The organism is Corynebacterium sp. LaCa54 (assembly GCF_046717495.1).
Classification (GTDB): Bacteria; Actinomycetota; Actinomycetes; order Mycobacteriales; family Mycobacteriaceae; genus Corynebacterium; species Corynebacterium kefirresidentii.
This window is the reverse complement of sequence record NZ_CP177115.1, coordinates 759,838-778,003: the sequence shown is the minus strand read 5'-3', so window position 1 is coordinate 778,003 and position 18,166 is coordinate 759,838. Positions and strand designations below refer to the sequence as shown.

Sequence of the window (18,166 nt, the reverse complement as noted above, 5' to 3'; positions counted from 1 at the left end):
GGGAGAAAACCTCGTACGCAGGCTAAAATAGTCCGTTTAGAAAATATACGTAGTGCTTTGGGAGTTTTTGTGAAGCAGATTTTGCGCTCACTGCTGGGCAAGAAGAAACCTGGGCGTTCAGATGAACCACGCCCATCGGTCTATCAGGCAGTAAAGCCCAAAGCTGGCTCCACCAGTACATCTCGCCCTTCTGAGAACAAGGCCTCCGCGCCCCAAAAATCAGACAACACCGAGTCCACCACCGGTGCAAAGCCCACGACGCCGCAAGGCAAGTCCAAGGACCAAGCCAAGGAGAAGCCTACAAAGGCCCCCGAGGCCAAACCCGCGGCTGAGGGCACCCCCCGCCCCAGCACCGCGAAACCGCACGCTTCTCAGACCAATTCCGCTCAACCGCAACAGGTTAAGCGGTCCGCGCAGACACCTGCAGCCAAGGAGCCAAAGGCCAAGCCTGCCACTCAAAAGTCTGCGCCTAAGCCTGCCGGCGCCAAGCAAGACGCGCCAGGGGTTTCTCCTAAAGCAGCTACAAAGAAGCAGGCAGAATCGCGCGCGCCGGAAAAGAAGCCACAGCGCAACGCACATGAGCCGGTTCAGCGTCCACGCCGCGGTGCGAATTTTAGTACCCCGCCTACCCAGGCCGCCTCAAAAGACGACTCTGCCCGTGGTGCTTCCCCTAAACCTGCCGCAAAGCCTTCTCGGCAAGAGACCGGAAGGCCCTCACAGCAGGCTCGGCCTGCCACGCAAAAGCCAGCGCAGCCTCCCAAGCCATCCACTCCGCCTAGCGCAAAAAAGGCTTCCCAGAAAGCGGCGGCACCGCGCTCGTCCGCAACTGAAGCAAAGACGGTTTCTAAACCGGCCGCACAACAAAAATCCCATCCGCAACAGCCCAAGCCTGCCACCACCAAACCGTCCCCAAGTAAACAGCAAACGCACAAGCCAGGCCCACAGAAACGCGTACAGACACACCCGACAAAGGAACAGTCCAAGCCACAGCCATCATCACCTAAGAAGAAGGCTCAGCCTTCTAATCGTTCCCAGCCATCTCAAGGCAAAAGTTCATCGCGCACGCCTACGGCACCACAGCAGAAGTCTGCCCCAGCAGCATCATCGAACGCCCCAGCGCCGAAGAAGGGCACCACTGCCCCAAAGCCACAGGAAAACACCCCAAAGGGCGCAGCGAACGCTCCCCAAAAGCAAACTAAGCCGGCTCAGAATAAATCCGCCGCCAAGGAGGAGAAGGCAGCGCCAGCAAAGCCTCAGCAAGGCAGCCCTTCACAAACCAACCTCCACAAGCAGCAGCCGCAGGGACAGCAGCCACGGCCCAAGGAGTCTATGCCACAGGGCAAGGCCAAGAAGGCTACAAAGCTGCGTCCACAGGTAAAGCCAAACGATATCAGCCGCGGATTGGCCCGAAAGTCACAACAGGTAGGCACTCCCACCCCGGCTCAGCAAAATCCAGCACGCGCTGCCCAGAAGTCAAAGGATAAGCAACAGCCTGAACAGCCTCAGCCGAAGCAGGTAAAGCCCCAAGCTGCTTCTAAGGGAGCATCTGCCAAGGCAGGCAAGTCCGCGGCTGAGGGTGCCATCGCGGGCTCGGGTGCGGTAGCCGCTACCGCCGCAGAGAAGAAGCGCGAAAACGCGCAGTCGCCCCAGTCACAGCAACCAGCGTCCGATAAGAAAAAGGCCCAAGCTGTGGCGACGCAGGCACCAGCGGCTGCGAATAAACCTGCACCTCAGAAGGCTCCGGCTGGGCAGTCAGAAGGCAAGTCCAAATATCCGCTTCAAAAACAGACCAAGGACCCTGAGGCGCTGGCGACACCGCCGGAGAGCAAGGTAGTCAAGAAGAAGCGCCATGCCCGCCTCCGCCAGGTCAAGGGGCTTGACGGACTGCGCGGCCTCGCGGTCATTGCCGTGGTGCTCTATCACTTCTTCCCTGCCCTCCTTCCCGGAGGTTACTTGGGCGTTGACCTCTTTTTCGTCCTTTCCGGATTCCTCATCACCTCGTTGCTGGTGCGTGAATTCCGTACCTCCGGCAGGATTAGCTTGAAGGACTTCTGGGTGCGACGATTCCGGCGTATCCTCCCAGCCGCAGTATCAGTTCTCGTCATGTGCACCGCACTGGTGGCATGGATCGGCGGGGACTTAGCGGTGGGCTTGCGCCAACAGTTCTTGGGCACTTTGTTCTTTGTCAATAACTGGACACAGATTGCGACCTCCCAGTCCTACTTCGCGGACAATGAGATTCAGGTCTTTGCCCACTATTGGTCGCTGGCCGTGGAAGAGCAGTTCTATGTAATTTGGCCGCTCCTTATCACGGGCATTTTCCTCATTTCTCGCCATAAGCCGCGCCGACTTCCTATCCTCGTGTCCACGCTTTTAGCCCTCGGATCCGCCGTGGCCATGGCGCTTATCTTCGTGCCCGGTGAGGACCCGACGCGTGTCTACTACGGCACAGACACCCACGCTTTTGGCCTGCTCACTGGCGCCGTGCTGTCTCTCCTGATGACTTCTACCCAATCGAATCCACAGGCCGATTCTTGGGCCGCGGCGGGCAAGGCTGAATCCCGCATCGCTGGAGTCATCGGCACTTTGGCTCTCATCGGCTACGGTGCGCAGCTATTCCTCATGCCGGATGACGCGGAGTTCACCTACCGCGGTGGGCTCTTCCTCACCAGCGTGCTCGGTGTCCTTATGGTGTGGGGCGTGGTCCGCGAATACGGTCCTATGACCCCGCTATTTAGGACCAAGGTCATGCGCTGGTTTGGTCAGCGGTCCTTTTCGCTATATCTCTGGCATTGGCCGGTCATCATGATGCTCAAGGCGCTTTTCGAGGGCAACCAGAATTCCGATAAATCGTGGATTCTGGGCCTGGTGGCCGTACCTATTTCGCTGCTACTGTCCGAGATTTCCTACCAGTTCATTGAGAATCCTTTCCGCCGCGGCGGCTATAAGAAGACATGGAACACCTACTGGTCGTCCCGCCCAGGTTTTAGCGAATTGCGCGACGGATTTGGCAAAACCATGTGGCCGGTAGTCCCGTTCCTCGTCATCGCCTCGGTGGCCGGGGTAGTCTACGGCGTAATTAACTCCAGCGATAAGACCGAGTTGGAGCAGCAATTAGAGCAGCTTCAGCAGCAGAACCAGAGCAGCAACAATGCTCCGGCTCAACCTAATGATGCTGCCCCGCAGCCGCCTGTCGCGGGCGACGCCGACAAGGATGACTCGAAGAATACGAAGACCCGCCCCATGCCGCAGGGCAAGGACATTACCGCCATCGGTGACTCAGTGATGCTGGCTTCTAGCGGCGCCCTCAAACAACGCTTCCCGCAGATTTACGTCGACGCAGACGTATCCCGCCACTACACTGCAGGCATTCAGATTCTGCAGCAGCTCAAGGATTCCGGAAAGCTGCGCGATACCGTCTTCCTCGGGTTCGGTACCAATGGCCCTGCCTTCCCGGATCAGATCAAGGAAGCTCTCGATATCATCGGCAAAGACCGCACCGTTGTCATGGCTGTACCCTATGGTGACCGTGAATGGATGTCCCAGTCCCAGCAGGATGTCCTCGACGCAGCCAAAGAATACGACAATGTATACGTCGCTGACTGGTGCGGACACGCTCAGAGCGACCCCGCAATCCTCTATTCCGATGGTGTTCACCCAATGCCAGAGCGCACCGGCGAGTACTCGGACGCATTCTACGATGCTCTGCAGCAGTACTCGAAATACGACAAGACCGTGTCCTCGCAGTGCGTGCCGCAGTAAGGCAAAGGCAATATGGGGAGGTAACGGCGTCGGCAAGCGCCTAGCCCCTCCCCCGCCCTTCGCGCTCACGGAGGGCTCGTGCTCCACGGATAGCAACGACCACAGTGAGCGCGAAGGGTAGTGAGCTAAAGGAAAAGGCTCGTCTTCTACCACGTGGTAGAGGACGAGCCTTTTCTCTTTAGGATTAGTCGACGGAAAATTCGCCCATCTTGTCCCAGCCGGTGCGGCCGTCAATATGGACGTTAATGATGTCTGGGGTTTCCACGAGGTACTTCGGGAACTCCTCGGTCGAGCGCTGGAAGTGCTCGCTCTGGACGTGCTCGACATCCTTGCCGTCGGCGTAGGACTCCAGAAGCAAGAAACGCTGACGATCTTCTGGATCGCGGAACCACTTGAAGTCGATGCAGCCCGGCTCTGCATTGCAGGCCTCGGTGTACCAGTTGATTTCATCGAGGAAGGTCTCTGCGTATTCGGGCTTGACGTGGAACTGTACGTTGATCAAAATCATGCCCCGATTCTACCGGCGCCGTGCGGCTTCGTCATCGTTGCAGATGAATGCTAAGAACGCGGCGGAATCGAGGCTTGGGGAAAAGTTTAGTTGAGGAAGAACTCCGCAACATAGATGTAGGTCCCGTCGTAGGCGGTTGCCACGCCAAAGCCGTGCTGGGGAGCAGCGTTGACCGGGACATCGCGGTTGAACCAGTTCAGGCGATCTTGCGCCTGCTGTTCGCTAAGGCGACGAACTGTGCCCTGGCCCTCGTCCTTGTGATTCAAACCGTGAGCAATGCCGCCCTTGTACTCAAGCTTGCCGGCAGCACCTTGATTGGCCCATTCCTGGGCGATAGCCGCTGCACGCGCATCTTTATGGTGCCCAGCCTTTTCGAGGTGGGCGGTGGTGGCGGCGCCTAGCTGGCCGGCAACCTTGGGCGCCTGGCCCACCGGTTTGGCGAGGAATTCTGGCAGCGGGATATTGTACTTCTCAGCCAGCTCATAGGCCTGCGGCGGCAGGGTGAGGCGGAAATCTTCTAAAGCGGCGAAAGGATCAGAAGAAAGCTGCTGAGCCTGCGAAGAAGCCTGCTGGATCTGTGGCGGCAAGGCCGGCTGAGCAGAGGCCACGGTGGAAGTACCGGTGACGACAAGAGCGGTGGATACGGTGGCTACGATTGCGCGGTGAGAAAGCTTCATGCCCTCCACCGTGCCATAAAGCACAAGCAGTGTGGAAGGCGTTTCCGTGGTGCTCAGGCATTTCGATACAACTTTGTTATGGTCCCCCGTGTCTTATGACCGACAGAGATAATGGGACAATTGCCCACAGCGAATTTTTCTTTAGTACTGCGAAAGGTTGTTGACTGTTGCTGGACGTATTGACCGGTTTTGCAATCATTTTCGTAGTCATCGGTGTGGGATTTGTGCTGGCGCACAGGGGCGTTATTGGCAAAGGCGAGGCACGATTGCAATTCAATCGAACGGCCTTTTGGGCGGCCACGCCGGCACTCATTTTCTCCAGCGTGGCTAAATCCGATACCTCTGCCTTCGTGTCCCCAGTGGTGGCTGTTATAGCTGCTGCATCCATCGCCACCATTGCGTTGTATTGGCTGTGTAGCCAGCTATTCTTTTCCCGCAGCGGTGCCGAAACCATGGCCGGTGCCGCAGCGGCAAGCTATTACAACTCAGTCAATATCGGTCTGCCCATCGCTACCTATGTCATTGGTGATGCCACGTATGCTATCCCGGCCTTAGTTCTGCAAATGGCGGTGCTTTCTCCGTTTATCATCGCGGGGCTCAATGCGCAGGGTACAAGCCTGCAATCTATATGGCGCTCCGTAGTCTCAGGGGTTACCGCGCCCGTAGTGTTGGCAGCGGTGGCGGGATTCATAGTCTCCGCGGCAAGGTGGCAGGTACCGGAAGTAATAATGAAGCCACTGGAGATTCTGGGCGGCGCCTCTATCCCCATGATTCTCATGAGCTTTGGTGCCTCTTTAAAGGGCGACGCGCTGCTGGAGGAAGACCGCCTGCCCACCATTACCGCGACGGTATTGAAGTTGGTGGGAATGCCCGCTATCGCGCTGGCCGTTGGTGCAGCGCTAGGTCTTGACGGCGCGGAGTTGTATGCTGCGTTAATTCTGGCTGCCTTGCCCACGGCACAGAACGTGTACAACTATGCCGCCACCTATGAGGTAGGAGAAACCGTAGCCCGGGATACGGTTTTTCTCACGACCTTCCTCTCGCTGCCGGCGATGTTGGCGATCGCGGCCCTGTTTGGCTAAACACCTAGTAAACGCCGACGTCGAGCGCGGCGAATTCGTGCTGTAGCTCATCGGGGTCGATGGCTCCTGCCACGTCTGGACCTGCGATGGCGGCAAAGCCATCAAGTACCGATGCTCCATAGTTGTGACCGTGCCCATCGGAAACGTCTTTTGCACCGGGCAGATCGGCCGCCACTTGGAGAGAGGAGATGATGGGCATCCATCGCATCACGCGCTCGGCAGAATACGGCGTCCGTTCGCGCATCCAATCCGGCTCTTTGAAAGCCATCTGTGGAGACCACCAGGCCACTGGGTCCGAGGGATGTTGGATATAGAGCATGCGGGTGCGTCCCCACTCTTCTTCCGGCACCGGTCCCCACTGGCGTACCTGCGCGTCATCGTTAGCAAAACGCACCACGAGGCCCCCGGCGTATTCGGGGGAAATTTCGGAGGATCCGGGATCACGCCTTTCCACAAATTGCGTGCGCAGGCGATTGAAGTGCGGCGGGCCGGTAAGGAGGATTCCGTCCACAGAATTGGCAATATCACGCACTCCAGAAAACGCTGCTTCGATGCCCGTAGTACCCAAGGATTCGCCGTATAAGTAGAGCTTCGGGCGCTTGCGTTCTGGCAGACCGTTCCACCAGTCCACGATGGGGTTGATGAACTCTTCCCCGGCGCGCTCTACCTGGCCACCGCCCGATAGGAAGTGCAGGGCGGAAGGCATAGCGGAGTATTGGGCAGCCGCAATGGCGGTATCGCCACCGTAGAGTAGTTCGAAGGCTTGAGCAGAATAGGAAGACACCCAGCCCGTACCGGTGGTCATAATGAGAAGCAGGGCTTTGCGGTCTTGGGCGTGGGTGCGCTCGAGTTCGTCGATGAGCAGCTGCGCTCGCTCCTCATTCGAGTCACGATTGCCCAATCCGGCATAGGCGCGGATGGGTTCCTTGGCAGGCTTTCCGCTTACCTTCTCCAATTCCGCGCGGTGCGCACCGGAAGAAAGGAAACGCGAGCCCTGCAGGCCCACGCCGTTCCAGTCCACACGGGACTGCGGGGAACCACTGCGCTCTGCGGACATAGGCCGCTTCATGGCGGGATCGGGGTCGGCGTTTTGAGCGGTAAAGATCCTCTCGCCCACGCCAACGATGGCGCCAGGGATGAGGTTTTCCACGGTATACGTGCCCACTAGGGCAACGATGAGCACCGCACCCACGACGCGGTAGGCGGCGCGAAAGCGGTGGGGAAAGTGGCTGGAGAGCCAACGCACGCAAAAGCGCAGCACGCGCAGAATAAAAAGGAAAGCAGTGAATACTGCAAGAGCGAGCGGAACCACAAGAAGATAGCTGGCAATGGTCGGCGCTGGGGCGGCTAGGGCATCTGCAAGTTGACGCTGCCAGCGCACGGCGAAGACCGCAAAGCCCACCATCCACAGCACAAAAACTCCGGTGGCGATGCGAGAAGCAAGGCGGTAGCGCCGGGGCGGCCACGTGGTGGCATCGAGCCAGGAATACCGTGGTGCCGCATAACGCACTACGAGGCGGTACCACACGTGTTTGAGGGCAACACCCAGCGTATAACCAAGTCCTGCGGCAATGCCGGAGACCAGCCCTTGGTAGAGCCAGTCACGCGGCAGGAGGGATGGGGTAAGGCCTAGGGTAAAAAGCGCCGCAGCGCCGATAATGCCCCACAGGTCAAGGTGGCCGACGATATCGGCGATGCGGGCTTCTACCCTTCGAGCTTCTCCCCCAACTCTAGCCATTCCATCTCCAGTTCCTCGTAGGCGCTACGGTTGTCCTTTAGTTCTCCGTCTAGCTCGGTCAAGGCTTGAGTGTCGACCTTTTCCGCGGCAGTCGCCATCTTCTCATTAATCTGCGCGGCCGCCTTCTCGAGCTTGTGCATCTTGCGCTCCAGCGCGTTCATTTTCTTGGTGATTTCACGTTCTTGCTGGGAAGAGAGCTTCTTTTCCGGCTTAGGAGCAGAGCTGTCTGGCTTCCTTTCGCCCAAGTTGAGCACGCCGGAGTTGTGTTGCGCCTCAAGTGCGGCGCGCTTGCGCAGGTACTCATCGATGCCGCCGGGAAGGTTGGTGAGTTTGCCATCACCAAAGAGCGCATAGGTATTGTCCGCGATGCGCTCAATGAGGTAGCGATCGTGCGAGATAACCACCATCGTGCCCGGCCAAGAGTCAAGGAGAGACTCCAGTTCCTGTAGGGTATCGATGTCGAGGTCGTTGGTGGGCTCATCGAGCAACAGCACATTGGGCTCGGCCATCAGTACGCGGGTGAGCTGCAAGCGGCGGCGCTCGCCGCCGGAGAGATCCCCCACCGGGGTGCGCTGGCGCTTGGCGGAAAACCCTAGGCGCTCAGCAAGTTGGGAGGCAGAAAGTTCCTTTTTGCCGAGCTGGACATAGGTGGCAACGTCCTCGACGGCGTCGATAAGCCGACGCTGCGGATCCAAGCCATCGAGCTCTTGGCGCAACCAGCCAAGGCGCACGGTTTGGCCCTCGATGCGCTTGCCGGCCGCCAGCTCGTATTCGCCGGCCAGGGTGCGCAGCAGCGTGGTCTTACCGGAGCCATTGACGCCTACCAAACCAATGCGCTCGCCGGGGGCTAGGCGCCAGGTAAGGTGATCCGCCAAGGTGCGACCGTCTGGGGACTTCACGGTGGCATCCTCAAGCTCGATGACCACGCGACCTTGGCGCTGCTTAGAAAAGGCCATGAGCTCGACCTTATTGCGCGGCTCCGGCACGTCTGCGATGAGCGCCTCGGCAGCTTCAATCCGGTAGCGCGGCTTGGACGTGCGGGCAGGCGCGCCACGACGCAACCATGCCAGCTCTTTGCGGGCGAGGTTCTTGCGTCGCTGTTCCATGGCATCGGCCTGGCGGGCGCGCTCGGCGCGGGCGAAGGTCCAATCGTTGTAGCCGCCCTCGTAGGTATCAACCACGCCATCGTGGACTTCCCAGGTCCACGTGGCTACGGTGTCGAGGAACCAGCGATCGTGGGTGACCACGACTACGGCCAAGTTGCGCTTAAGGAGGTGATCTGCGAGCCACTGCACTCCCTCCACGTCAAGGTGGTTGGTGGGCTCATCGAGCACCACGAGATCCAAGTCCTGTACCAGCGCGGCGGCTAGGTTCACGCGGCGGCGCTCGCCACCGGAGAGTGAGCCAACTGGGGTATCCAATCCCAAATCCACAATGCCCAGGCCGCCCAAGACATCGCGCACCTTGGCATTGGATGCCCACTCATAGGTTTCCAGTTCGAGGGGTTCGATAATGACTTGGGCGATGGTCAGTTCATCGGGTAGATCGAAGCGCTGGGTGACCACGGCCATGCGTAGATCAGAGGTATGGGATACGCGGCCGGCATCGGGTGGTTCGATGCCGGTAAGTACCTCCAGCAAGGTGGTTTTGCCACCGCCATTAACGCCGACGATGCCGATGCGATCGCCGCTTTGCACACCTAGGGACACCCCGTCTAAAAGGGTTTTTAATCCATAAGTTTTGCTGACTTGCTCGAGGTTAATCAGGTTTGCCATAACGAGTGTCCATCTTAATACCTCCCTGCCTGTACCCCCGCATTTCTGCAACCTATTGCTATTGATTTTCAAGTCCAATACTCTGCCAATGTATGAAACGCTACACACTTTCTCTCTGCGCCGTGCTTTCCACTGCGGCGATAGCCATCGCTTCCTGCTCTGCCCCCACCGAGGAAGAAAAGGACTCACTGCACTCCCACGACCACGCACATAGCGAAGCCGAGCATGCCCATGAACACGACCATGACCATGACCACGAGCACGGCCATGACCACGCCGGACACTCACACGAAGGCTTTGAAGCCGAAGAGGGAGAAACCGAGGTAGCCCAGCTGCCCACCCGCATCGTTATCTCCCATGCGGATGGTCTAACCGCCTATGACGCCAAAACGGGCAAAGTAATCGGCGAGGACAAGATGAATGCCTTCCTTCGTCTCAGCGATGCCGGCGATAATCGCCACGTCATGGTCACTAAGGGCGATAGCTTCCTCACCTACGACACTGGGCGCATCACCAAGGGCCATGGCGATCACAACCACTACTACACCGCTGAGCCCGCGCTTGGCGACGCCCCCATTAAGGCACCGCATGCCGGCCACGTGGTCCACCACGATGGCTTTACCGCACTATTTTCCGATGGTGATGGCGTGGCAAAGATTTATAAGACCGAAGACATTGGCAAAAAGGACGCCCAGCCAGTCAATACCGTTGACACCGGGGCCGCACACCACGGCGTGGCCGTACCGCTGAAGGATGGCTCGGTGGTCATCACTAAGGGCACCGAGGACGAGCGCCACACCATCCAGCATCTGGATAAGGAGGGCAAAGTTCTTACTGAGACCACCAAATGCCCTGGTGTCCACGGCGAGGCTGCCGCTGGAAACGGCAATATTTTCTTTGGCTGCGAAGACGGCCCGGTGGTCTTTGATGGCAAGGAGTTCCACAAGGTAGACGCCTCTGCTTATGCCGGTGCAGGCGGCTACCAGCGCTCTGGCAATGCCGCCGGTTCGGAGGAATCCGATGTCATCCTGGCCGATAATAAGACCGACAAAGACGCAGAGCTCGAACGCCCTACCTCCGTAACCTTGGTAGATACCAAGGATTTTTCGGCCAAGAAGGTAGACCTCGATGCTTCTTATTGGTTCCGCTCCCTAGCCCGCGGCCCGCTGGGCGAGGCACTTGTGCTGACCACCGACGGCAAACTCAACGTCATCGACCCAGATTCCGGTGAAATCACCAAGCAGATTGATGCCATCTCCCGGTGGAAGGAAAACAAGGAATGGCAGCAACCAGGACCTATCCTTCAGGCTGCCGATGGCTATGCCTTTATCACTGACGCCCAGAAGAAGCAGCTCGTAGTCATTGACCTCCTGCAGGAAAAGGAAGTCAACCGCTTCGACCTCGACATCGAGCCCACCGAAATGACGGTGCTCTAGCTACAGCACCACGGCGCCGCTAGCTGGCCCCTGGGTAGCCACTCCCTTGGTTCCGGGAATCTCCACCGTCACTTGGGACACTACTTCCTGAGCTTCTTCTGCCCCAGCGCAAAGGAAGGCACAGGTCGGACCACTGCCGGAGACAATCCCTGCTAGGGCTCCGGCGGCCACACCGGCCTCCAAGGTCTTGCGCAGGTCTGGGCGCAACGACAGCGCTGCCGGCTGCAAATCGTTATGCAAGTGCTGCGCCACTCGGTGCGGATCGCCCGAGATGAGCGCCTGCGATACCGCTGCGGTGTCCAGGTGTGGCTCACCGCCGCGGCCCTTTTCCCGCATCTCATCGAGCTTATGAAAGACCTGCGGGGTAGAAAGCCCACGGTCCGAGGCGATGAGCGCCCAATCGTAGGTACCGCGCGTCATCATCGGGGTCAGCTGCTCGCCGCGCCCCGTGCCGAGCGCGGTGCCTCCCAGCAAGGTGAAGGGAACATCCGAGCCCAATGCCGCGCCCAGCGCGTCTAGGATTGGCTCCCCCACCGAATCGATGCCGTAATAGCCGCCATAGCAGCGCTCGGCCAATCGCAGCGCGGCCGCCGCATCCGCCGAACCACCTGCCATGCCACCGGCGGTAGGAATGGCTTTGTGGATTTCCAGCGCTACCTCCGGCAGCGCCTTCGGCCCATGGGTGCTGTACAGGTACTGCATGATACGGTTTACCGCGGTCCACGCTAGGTTCGTATAGTCTTCTGGCACGCCCTGCACGTGAGGGCCTGTAACCTTCAGGCCCTGAATGCGTGGCTTATCTACCTCGGGGTTCCCCAAGTCAGTCAGCGTTACTGTGTCATGTAGCTCTAAGGACTGAAAAACACTGGCAAGCTCATGAAACCCATCCTCTCGCGGTTCCTCCACTCCCAGGTGAATATTGACCTTGGAGTGAGCCCGCGCCGTGTAGACGAATGGTTCGTTATCGATGGGGGCGGTCATTAGATTCCTGCCAATCGTACGAAGTCCTCCACGGCGAGCTTTTCGCCGCGTTGCTTCGGATCGATGTCCGCAGCTCGCAATGCTTCCTCGGCGGCTGCTCCCGAACCAAAGTGACCCGACAATGCCGCACGCAGGGTCTTGCGGCGTTGGGCAAAGGCGGCGTCGATAACCGGCCAGACCTTAGCACGCGACTCGTCAGTGACGGGCCACGGAGCAGAGTCGAAGACGTCAATACGCACCAACCCAGACTCAATATTGGGCGCAGGCCAAAAGACGTTCTTACCAATAGTGCCCGCCTTGGAGACCTTGCCATAAAATCCCGCTTTGACCGAAGGCACGCCGTACACCTTGCTGCCCGGCTGCGCAGCTAGGCGGTCCGCCACCTCTAGCTGGACCATAACCAGCACGCGACAAATGGAAGGAAAAGTCTCCAATAGGTGCAGCAGCACCGGGACGGCCACGTTATACGGCAAGTTGGCTACCAGAGCGGTCGGCTCAGTGACGTCAGCTTCTGTTACCCGCAGTGCGTCCTTTTCCACCACCTGAAGACGCTGGGCATATTCCGGGGCGCGCTCAGCCACGGTATCGGGCAGCTGTGCAGCCAGGCGCGAGTCGATTTCTACCGCGGTAACTTTTTCCACAGCCTCTACCAGGCCGAGGGTTAGCGAGCCCAAGCCCGGCCCCACCTCGAGGACGCGGTCTGCGGGATCCAACTCGGCCGCAGCGACGATGCGCCGAATGGTATTCGGATCATGCAGAAAGTTCTGCCCTAGCTTCTTCGTGGGCACAATGTTGAGCTTCTCCGCGAGGGCGCGGATCTCTACGGGGCCCAAAAGCGCGGCGCCGGTGGAATCAGTCATGCCTTCTAACTTAGTAGAAGAGATGAAAAAGCCGCACACCACTTAGGTGTGCGGCGATAAAGCGCTTCAGTCTAGCGCAGGCCCAGCTTGGAAGTACATGCCGGCCAAGCGCCCCAACCCTGCGCCGCCTGCACCTTCTGTGCCACGGCAATCTGTTGCTCGCGGGAAGCCTGCCATGCCTCCGGTGCGTACTCGGTGCCACCGAATGCGGCCCAAGTGGATGGAGTGAACTGCAGGCCACCGGAGAAGCCATTGCCGGTATTGATAGCCCAGTTACCGGTAGCCTCGCACTGTGCGATGGAATCCCAGACGGAGCCATCGGCGACAGCCGGAGCAGCAGCACCAGAGTTACCGCCCTCCTCTGGCTTTTCTTCTTCGGCCTTCTTGGTGCCGCGGGCGATGGTGGCAGCCTTAGGCTCTACGGTCACCTTTTCTTTGATGACGTCATTAGATTCCTTGGCGCCGTCCTTCATCACCAGCTTGCGAGTGATAACGCGCTTGCCCTTAACGCCTTCCTCGCGGACCTCTTCGGTGCCCTCTTCCAGCTCCGGGTCATCAACAAAGTTAGGCTCGGCTTCGAACTCTTCCTCAGAGTCATAGGTCGTAGTGGAAACCTGATCCACCTTGATGGACATGCCATCGGTAACCTTGGTGTCCTTGGACGGGAAGACACGATCATCGTCATCAACGTCGATATTGCGCGCCTTAAGAACGTCCTCGACGGTCTTAGCAGCAATCTTGGTATAAGTTACCTTGCCACCATCATTAATCTTGACGATCTTCGGGGAAACGACCTCTAGGTCCATGCCCTCTTCCAGCTGGGCATCCTGGTCCACGTCAGCGTCACCGGACTTGACGGAAGCGCCCTTGGCCACGCCGCTCAAGTTACCCAATAGGTCAGAAACGGTGAGGTCGGTGGTGGACAACTGCTGCTGCACGCCGTCGATAGTCACGGCCACCGGCTTGGCGGTGCGAACGGAGATCTCATCGCCATCGCCCACAGACTCGGACGGTGCCGGGTAGACGATGTCTTCCTCGCTCACCTGAACGCCAGCTGCCTCCAGCGCGCCGTCAACGTCTTTGGCAAAGGTAGCCAGTTCCACCTTGTCGCCGTTAACGTCGACGGTGACATCCTTTTGTGCCGCAACGGCAACGACGCCGCCCACGGCCAAGGTACCCAAGACGCCACCCGTTGCCAGACGCAGTGGCAGCGAGCGGGAGTTATTGATGCGCTTGATTTGATGAGGTGACATGCTGAATGAATCTCCGATAGTGCAGGTTTCAACAATTATTAGAGTTTAGGCCAGCAAGAATTTCCGCGCAGGCAATTGCATTGCTCAGATCTGCTGCTGCCGCACCGTGGGCGGCGCTGCGGATCCCTAAAACCTAAACGAACGATTAATAACAATACGATAACAGCAACATAAAGTCGAGAACCAATCCGCCACATGCCTCACTGAGCACACAACCGCCACACCAAACACCCACGCCACCCCTGGCCAGCGGGTTTTGAAATTGTGAAAACCATCACCCAGGAGTTAGCCCAGGCCGTAGACGCGGTCAAAGGTTTCGTTAACCTCCGCCGCTAGCGCCTGCACCGTCTGGTGGCGTACACGGGCGATGCATTCATATGTGTGCCCGATAAGAGCCGGTTCATTGCGTTGGCCGCGGAAGGGTTCTGGCGTCATATACGGTGCATCAGTTTCCACCAGCAGCTGGCCGGCCGGCGCCTTGGCAGCCGCCCGCCGCAGCTCGGCGTTGCGCTTAAAGGTTACGTTGCCGGCAAAGGACAACACGTAGCCGCGCTCCAAGGCCTCCTCTGCTACCTTCAGCGGCGAGGAGAAGCAGTGCAGCATGACGGTGTGGGGAGCGGGGGCGTCGGCAAGGATGCGCAGCAAGTCCGCATCCGCTTCGCGGTTGTGGATCATCAGCGTCTTGCCATGGCGCACTGCAAGGTCAATATGCCACCGCAGGGATTCCTCTTGCTGGGCCATGGTCGCGGTGGTCTCTGGCTCATGCTGCACCCAGTACGCATCCAGTCCTGTCTCCCCCACCGCGACGCAGCGCGGATCCGCCACCATCTCTTCCAGCGCTGCCTTGGTCGGCGCATCCAACTCATTAGCGCGCACTGGGTGGATGGCACAGGCAGCATAAACATCCGGGAAGGCATGTGCAGTCGCCAGAGCCGCTGCCGATTCGCGGCGGTCATCACCAACCGTCACCATGCGGCTGATACCGGCGGTGCGTGCGCGATTCACCAGCACTTCATCGGTGTCCTTGTGCGAGAAAAGATGCGTGTGCGCATCAATAAGGCCACTGAGGCCCGGTGCCGGAACGGGAGTGGGTCGTCGCTTCTTTTTAGCCATGCACGCAATTGTAATATTGGCTGCCATGTTGATCAGACCCGCCGGCCTTGCGGATGTGCCCGCCATGACCGAAACCCTCAACTGGGCCATCGCACACACCGACGCCATCTTCCGCGCTACCCCGGCCAGCATCGCAGAGCGCGAAGACTACCTACGCGAGCTGTGGGAAAAGGACTGCCCATGCCTCGTCGCGGAGTCCGATTCTGGCGACTACCTGGGGTGGGCGCTCTACCACCCCTACCGCGATCCGCAGGTATGGACAGGCTGTTATGAAACCACCATCTATCTTTCCCCCACCGCTCAGGGCCAAGGCGTAGGCACTGCTTTACTTGGCGCCTTGGTAAAGGCGGCGCGCGCCGATAAAAAGGTTCATTCGCTGCTCGCCCTCATCGTCTCCACCAATGCGGCATCACTTAAGTTGCATGAAAAGTTTGGGTTTGAAAACGTGGGTATTCTTAAAGAGGTTTGCTACAAGTTCGATCGTTGGCTGAGCCTCACCCACCTACAACTTCTGGTGTAAAGGAATTTCTATGCATATCCGCCCTGCCGAGCTTGCCGACGCCCCCGCGCTCACCGCCATCTACAACGCCGGCTCCGCAGCGAAACCCGCCGCCAACTTGGTCACCTGGCAAGAAGATGTGGCTGACCGTGAAAAGTGGCTCAAGGAGATGTTTGAGGCCGGCTCCCCGGTCTTCGTAGCCGTACACGATGATGAAATCATTGGTTGGGCCGCCTATTTCCAGTTCGTGACCCCTGCCATCTATTACGGCACCGTCGAAGATTCCGTCTACATTGCTCCCTCCGCCCAGGGCAAGGGCGTAGGCTCCGAGCTTCTCGACGCCCTCATGGACTACGCCGCTGATGACAGCTACGTACAGACGATGATCACCTATATCGTCGATACCAACGAAGGCTCTATCGCCTTGCATAAAAAGTTCGGCTTTACCGAGACCGGCCGTATGCCGAATATCCATACCAAAGACGGCGTCCGCCTCGGCCTGGTACACCTCCAGCGCGATTTCCAGCGCTAACCGCCAGGTTTTTCCCCGCCGCTCCGCGCCCCTCAGCACTGGAGCACACAAATAGCCGCGTTATGCCCTTAACTTCCTAAAAATCGGGCGATAACGCGGCTATTTATATGGTGTTACTTGGAGACAGGCGCCCACTCTGGACCGGTTTCACCCAGCTCTGGGTCCAGCTTGGAGACGAGCGGCTTAGGCTTTGTCAAAGCGGTGCCCGGCTCTACTTGGATGCGCTCCCACTTCGCCTGCTGCTGGGTGTAGTCACCCATGATAATCGGATATTCGTGGCCCTCTGGCGGTAAACCAGGGCCCACGAGTTCTACCGGAATATCGTCCTTGACGTCGTGTACCTCCGGCTGGGCGGCCCACACGCCGCTGCGGCCCAAGGTTTCGTGCACCTTCTGCGCGGTAAACGGCAGGTAGGGCGTGAGCATGACATTGCAGTCAGAAACGACTTGGAGGGCGGTCCACAGCACGGTGGCTAGACGCTCGCGCTGAGACTCATCCTTGGCTAGTTTCCATGGCTCCTGGTCTGCAATATAGGCATTGGCCTCGCCGACGACGTGCATGATAGCGGTAATCGCCTGCTTAAATTTGGACTGCTCCAGCAAACCACCGGCAGTGTCGAAGGTCTCCTCCGCCAGCTGCAGGATTTCTTTGTCCTTTTCTTCTAATGCTGCTGGTGCGGGAACCTCTCCGAAGTTCTTAAAGGCCATAGATACGGTGCGGTTGACCAAGTTACCCCAGCCATTTGCCAGCTCATTATTGATACGGCGAACGAACTCATCCCAGGTAAAGTCCGTGTCATTGTTTTCAGGGCCAGCCACGGCAATGAAGTAGCGCAGGGCGTCAGGGCCGAACTCCGCCAAGAAGTCCTTGACATAGATGACAACACCCTTGGACGAGGAGAACTTGGATCCAGACATGGTCAAGTACTCGGAGGAGACGATTTCCGTAGGCAAGTTGAGCTCGCCGTACTTGTGGAGTTCCCCGCCCTTGTTGCCCTTACCGGCATAGCCCAATAGCTCGGCCGGCCAGATCTGGGAGTGGAAGGTGATATTGTCCTTGCCTTGGAAGTAATAGTGGCGGGCGTCTGGGTTCTGCCAAAAGTCCTTCCAGGCCTCGGGCTGACCGGTGCGGTACGCCCATTCGATGGAGGAAGACAGATAGCCGATGACCGCATCGAACCACACGTAGAGTTTCTTGGCGTTATTGTCCTGCCAGCCCTCGACGGGGATAGGAATTCCCCAGTCAATATCGCGCGTCATGGTGCGCGGGCGCATATCTTCAAGCAGGTTCAGGGAAAACTTCAGTACGTTCGGGCGCCAATCTTCGCGGGTAGAAAGCCACTTTTGCAGCTCATCCTTGATGGCTGGCAGATCCAGTAGGAAGTGTTCGGTTTCGATGAATTTCGGGGTCTCACCGTTGATCTTAGATACGGGGTTGATAAGGTCCACGGGGTCGAGCTGATTGCCGCACTCATCGCATTGGTCACCGCGGGCGCCATCCGCACCGCAAATTGGGCAGGTGCCCTCGATATAGCGGTCCGGCAGGGTACGTCCGGTAGACGGCGAAATAGCGCCCTTGGTGGTCTCTTTGAGCATGTAACCGTTGGCATACAGGCCTTTGAACAGCTCCTGCACCACGGAGTAGTGGTTACGGGTGGTGGTGCGAGTAAAGAGATCATAGGACAGGCCAAGGTTGGCCAAGTCAGTAACGATCTGACGGTTATAGCGGTCTGCGAGCTCACGAACGGAAACGCCCTCTTTATCCGCCTGTACCAATAGCGGAGTGCCGTGCTCATCCGTACCCGAGACCATGAGTACGTTGCGGCCACGCATTCGCTGGAAACGTGCAAAGACGTCGGAAGGAACACCAAAACCGGCCACGTGTCCGATGTGGCGCGGGCCGTTGGCGTAGGGCCAAGCAACATTAACTACTACAGACTCAGTCATGGGT

The 18,166-nt window shown here is 58.7% G+C and carries 14 protein-coding genes; 5 read left to right on the top strand and 9 right to left on the bottom strand.

Annotation, left to right across the window (positions count from 1 at the left end; translation table 11 throughout):
* Positions 1-69: 69 nt before the first annotated feature.
* Positions 70-3,762: an acyltransferase family protein gene (locus ACLI1M_RS03895; protein ID WP_200287914.1), complete on the top strand. Its 3,693-nt coding sequence runs from the start codon at positions 70-72 to the stop codon at positions 3,760-3,762.
* A gap of 184 nt (positions 3,763-3,946) precedes the next feature.
* On the opposite strand, the gene ACLI1M_RS03890 is transcribed toward ACLI1M_RS03895, so the two are convergent.
* Both ACLI1M_RS03890 and ACLI1M_RS03885 read right to left on the bottom strand, forming a co-directional pair.
* Positions 3,947-4,270 (bottom strand): putative quinol monooxygenase, encoded by a 324-nt coding sequence (locus ACLI1M_RS03890; protein ID WP_023021947.1) that lies wholly within the window; start codon positions 4,268-4,270, stop codon positions 3,947-3,949.
* Positions 4,271-4,356: 86 nt separating this feature from the next.
* Positions 4,357-4,947, bottom strand: coding sequence for a hypothetical protein (locus ACLI1M_RS03885; RefSeq protein WP_200287916.1), 591 nt, complete (start codon positions 4,945-4,947; stop codon positions 4,357-4,359).
* Between the two features lie 167 nt (positions 4,948-5,114).
* Here ACLI1M_RS03885 and ACLI1M_RS03880 point away from each other — a divergent pair, with 167 nt between their 5' ends.
* Positions 5,115-6,029, top strand: coding sequence for an AEC family transporter (locus ACLI1M_RS03880; RefSeq protein ID WP_239207990.1), 915 nt, complete (start codon positions 5,115-5,117; stop codon positions 6,027-6,029).
* A gap of 4 nt (positions 6,030-6,033) precedes the next feature.
* On the opposite strand, the gene ACLI1M_RS03875 is transcribed toward ACLI1M_RS03880, so the two are convergent.
* The gene (locus ACLI1M_RS03875; RefSeq protein ID WP_239207989.1) at positions 6,034-7,767 is read right to left on the bottom strand and encodes an alpha/beta-hydrolase family protein; all 1,734 of its coding nucleotides are present in this window, start codon (positions 7,765-7,767) and stop codon (positions 6,034-6,036) included.
* On the bottom strand, positions 7,734-9,542 hold the full coding sequence (locus ACLI1M_RS03870; RefSeq protein ID WP_248099114.1) for an ABC-F family ATP-binding cassette domain-containing protein: 1,809 nt from the start codon (positions 9,540-9,542) through the stop codon (positions 7,734-7,736). The genes ACLI1M_RS03875 and ACLI1M_RS03870 overlap by 34 nt, the downstream gene beginning before the upstream one ends.
* Positions 9,543-9,634: 92 nt before the next feature.
* Between ACLI1M_RS03870 and ACLI1M_RS03865 the strand changes: the two genes are divergently transcribed.
* Positions 9,635-10,978 (top strand): hypothetical protein, encoded by a 1,344-nt coding sequence (locus tag ACLI1M_RS03865; RefSeq protein WP_248099115.1) that lies wholly within the window; start codon positions 9,635-9,637, stop codon positions 10,976-10,978.
* On the opposite strand, the gene ACLI1M_RS03860 is transcribed toward ACLI1M_RS03865, so the two are convergent.
* From ACLI1M_RS03860 to ACLI1M_RS03845, 4 genes are all read right to left on the bottom strand, one after another.
* A complete protein-coding gene (locus tag ACLI1M_RS03860) occupies positions 10,979-11,959 on the bottom strand; it encodes a 4-(cytidine 5'-diphospho)-2-C-methyl-D-erythritol kinase (RefSeq protein ID WP_411706662.1) in 981 nt (326 codons plus the stop codon).
* Positions 11,959-12,819, bottom strand: coding sequence for a 16S rRNA (adenine(1518)-N(6)/adenine(1519)-N(6))-dimethyltransferase RsmA (gene rsmA / locus ACLI1M_RS03855; protein ID WP_239207985.1), 861 nt, complete (start codon positions 12,817-12,819; stop codon positions 11,959-11,961). The genes ACLI1M_RS03860 and rsmA overlap by 1 nt, the downstream gene beginning before the upstream one ends.
* 71 nt (positions 12,820-12,890) lie before the next feature.
* Complete coding sequence (locus ACLI1M_RS03850) at positions 12,891-14,072, bottom strand: resuscitation-promoting factor (RefSeq protein ID WP_023021955.1); 1,182 nt, start codon at positions 14,070-14,072, stop codon at positions 12,891-12,893.
* A 285-nt stretch (positions 14,073-14,357) separates the two neighbouring features.
* The gene (locus ACLI1M_RS03845) at positions 14,358-15,185 is read right to left on the bottom strand and encodes a TatD family hydrolase (protein ID WP_232212582.1); all 828 of its coding nucleotides are present in this window, start codon (positions 15,183-15,185) and stop codon (positions 14,358-14,360) included.
* Between the two features lie 25 nt (positions 15,186-15,210).
* Here ACLI1M_RS03845 and ACLI1M_RS03840 point away from each other — a divergent pair, with 25 nt between their 5' ends.
* Positions 15,211-15,705: a GNAT family N-acetyltransferase gene (locus ACLI1M_RS03840; protein ID WP_023021957.1), complete on the top strand. Its 495-nt coding sequence runs from the start codon at positions 15,211-15,213 to the stop codon at positions 15,703-15,705.
* A 10-nt stretch (positions 15,706-15,715) separates the two neighbouring features.
* On the top strand, positions 15,716-16,216 hold the full coding sequence (locus ACLI1M_RS03835) for a GNAT family N-acetyltransferase (protein ID WP_023021958.1): 501 nt from the start codon (positions 15,716-15,718) through the stop codon (positions 16,214-16,216).
* Positions 16,217-16,329: 113 nt separating this feature from the next.
* Here the strand turns inward: ACLI1M_RS03835 and metG are convergent, their stop codons facing one another.
* Complete coding sequence (gene metG / locus ACLI1M_RS03830; RefSeq protein WP_248099116.1) at positions 16,330-18,162, bottom strand: methionine--tRNA ligase; 1,833 nt, start codon at positions 18,160-18,162, stop codon at positions 16,330-16,332.
* Positions 18,163-18,166 lie beyond the last annotated feature (4 nt).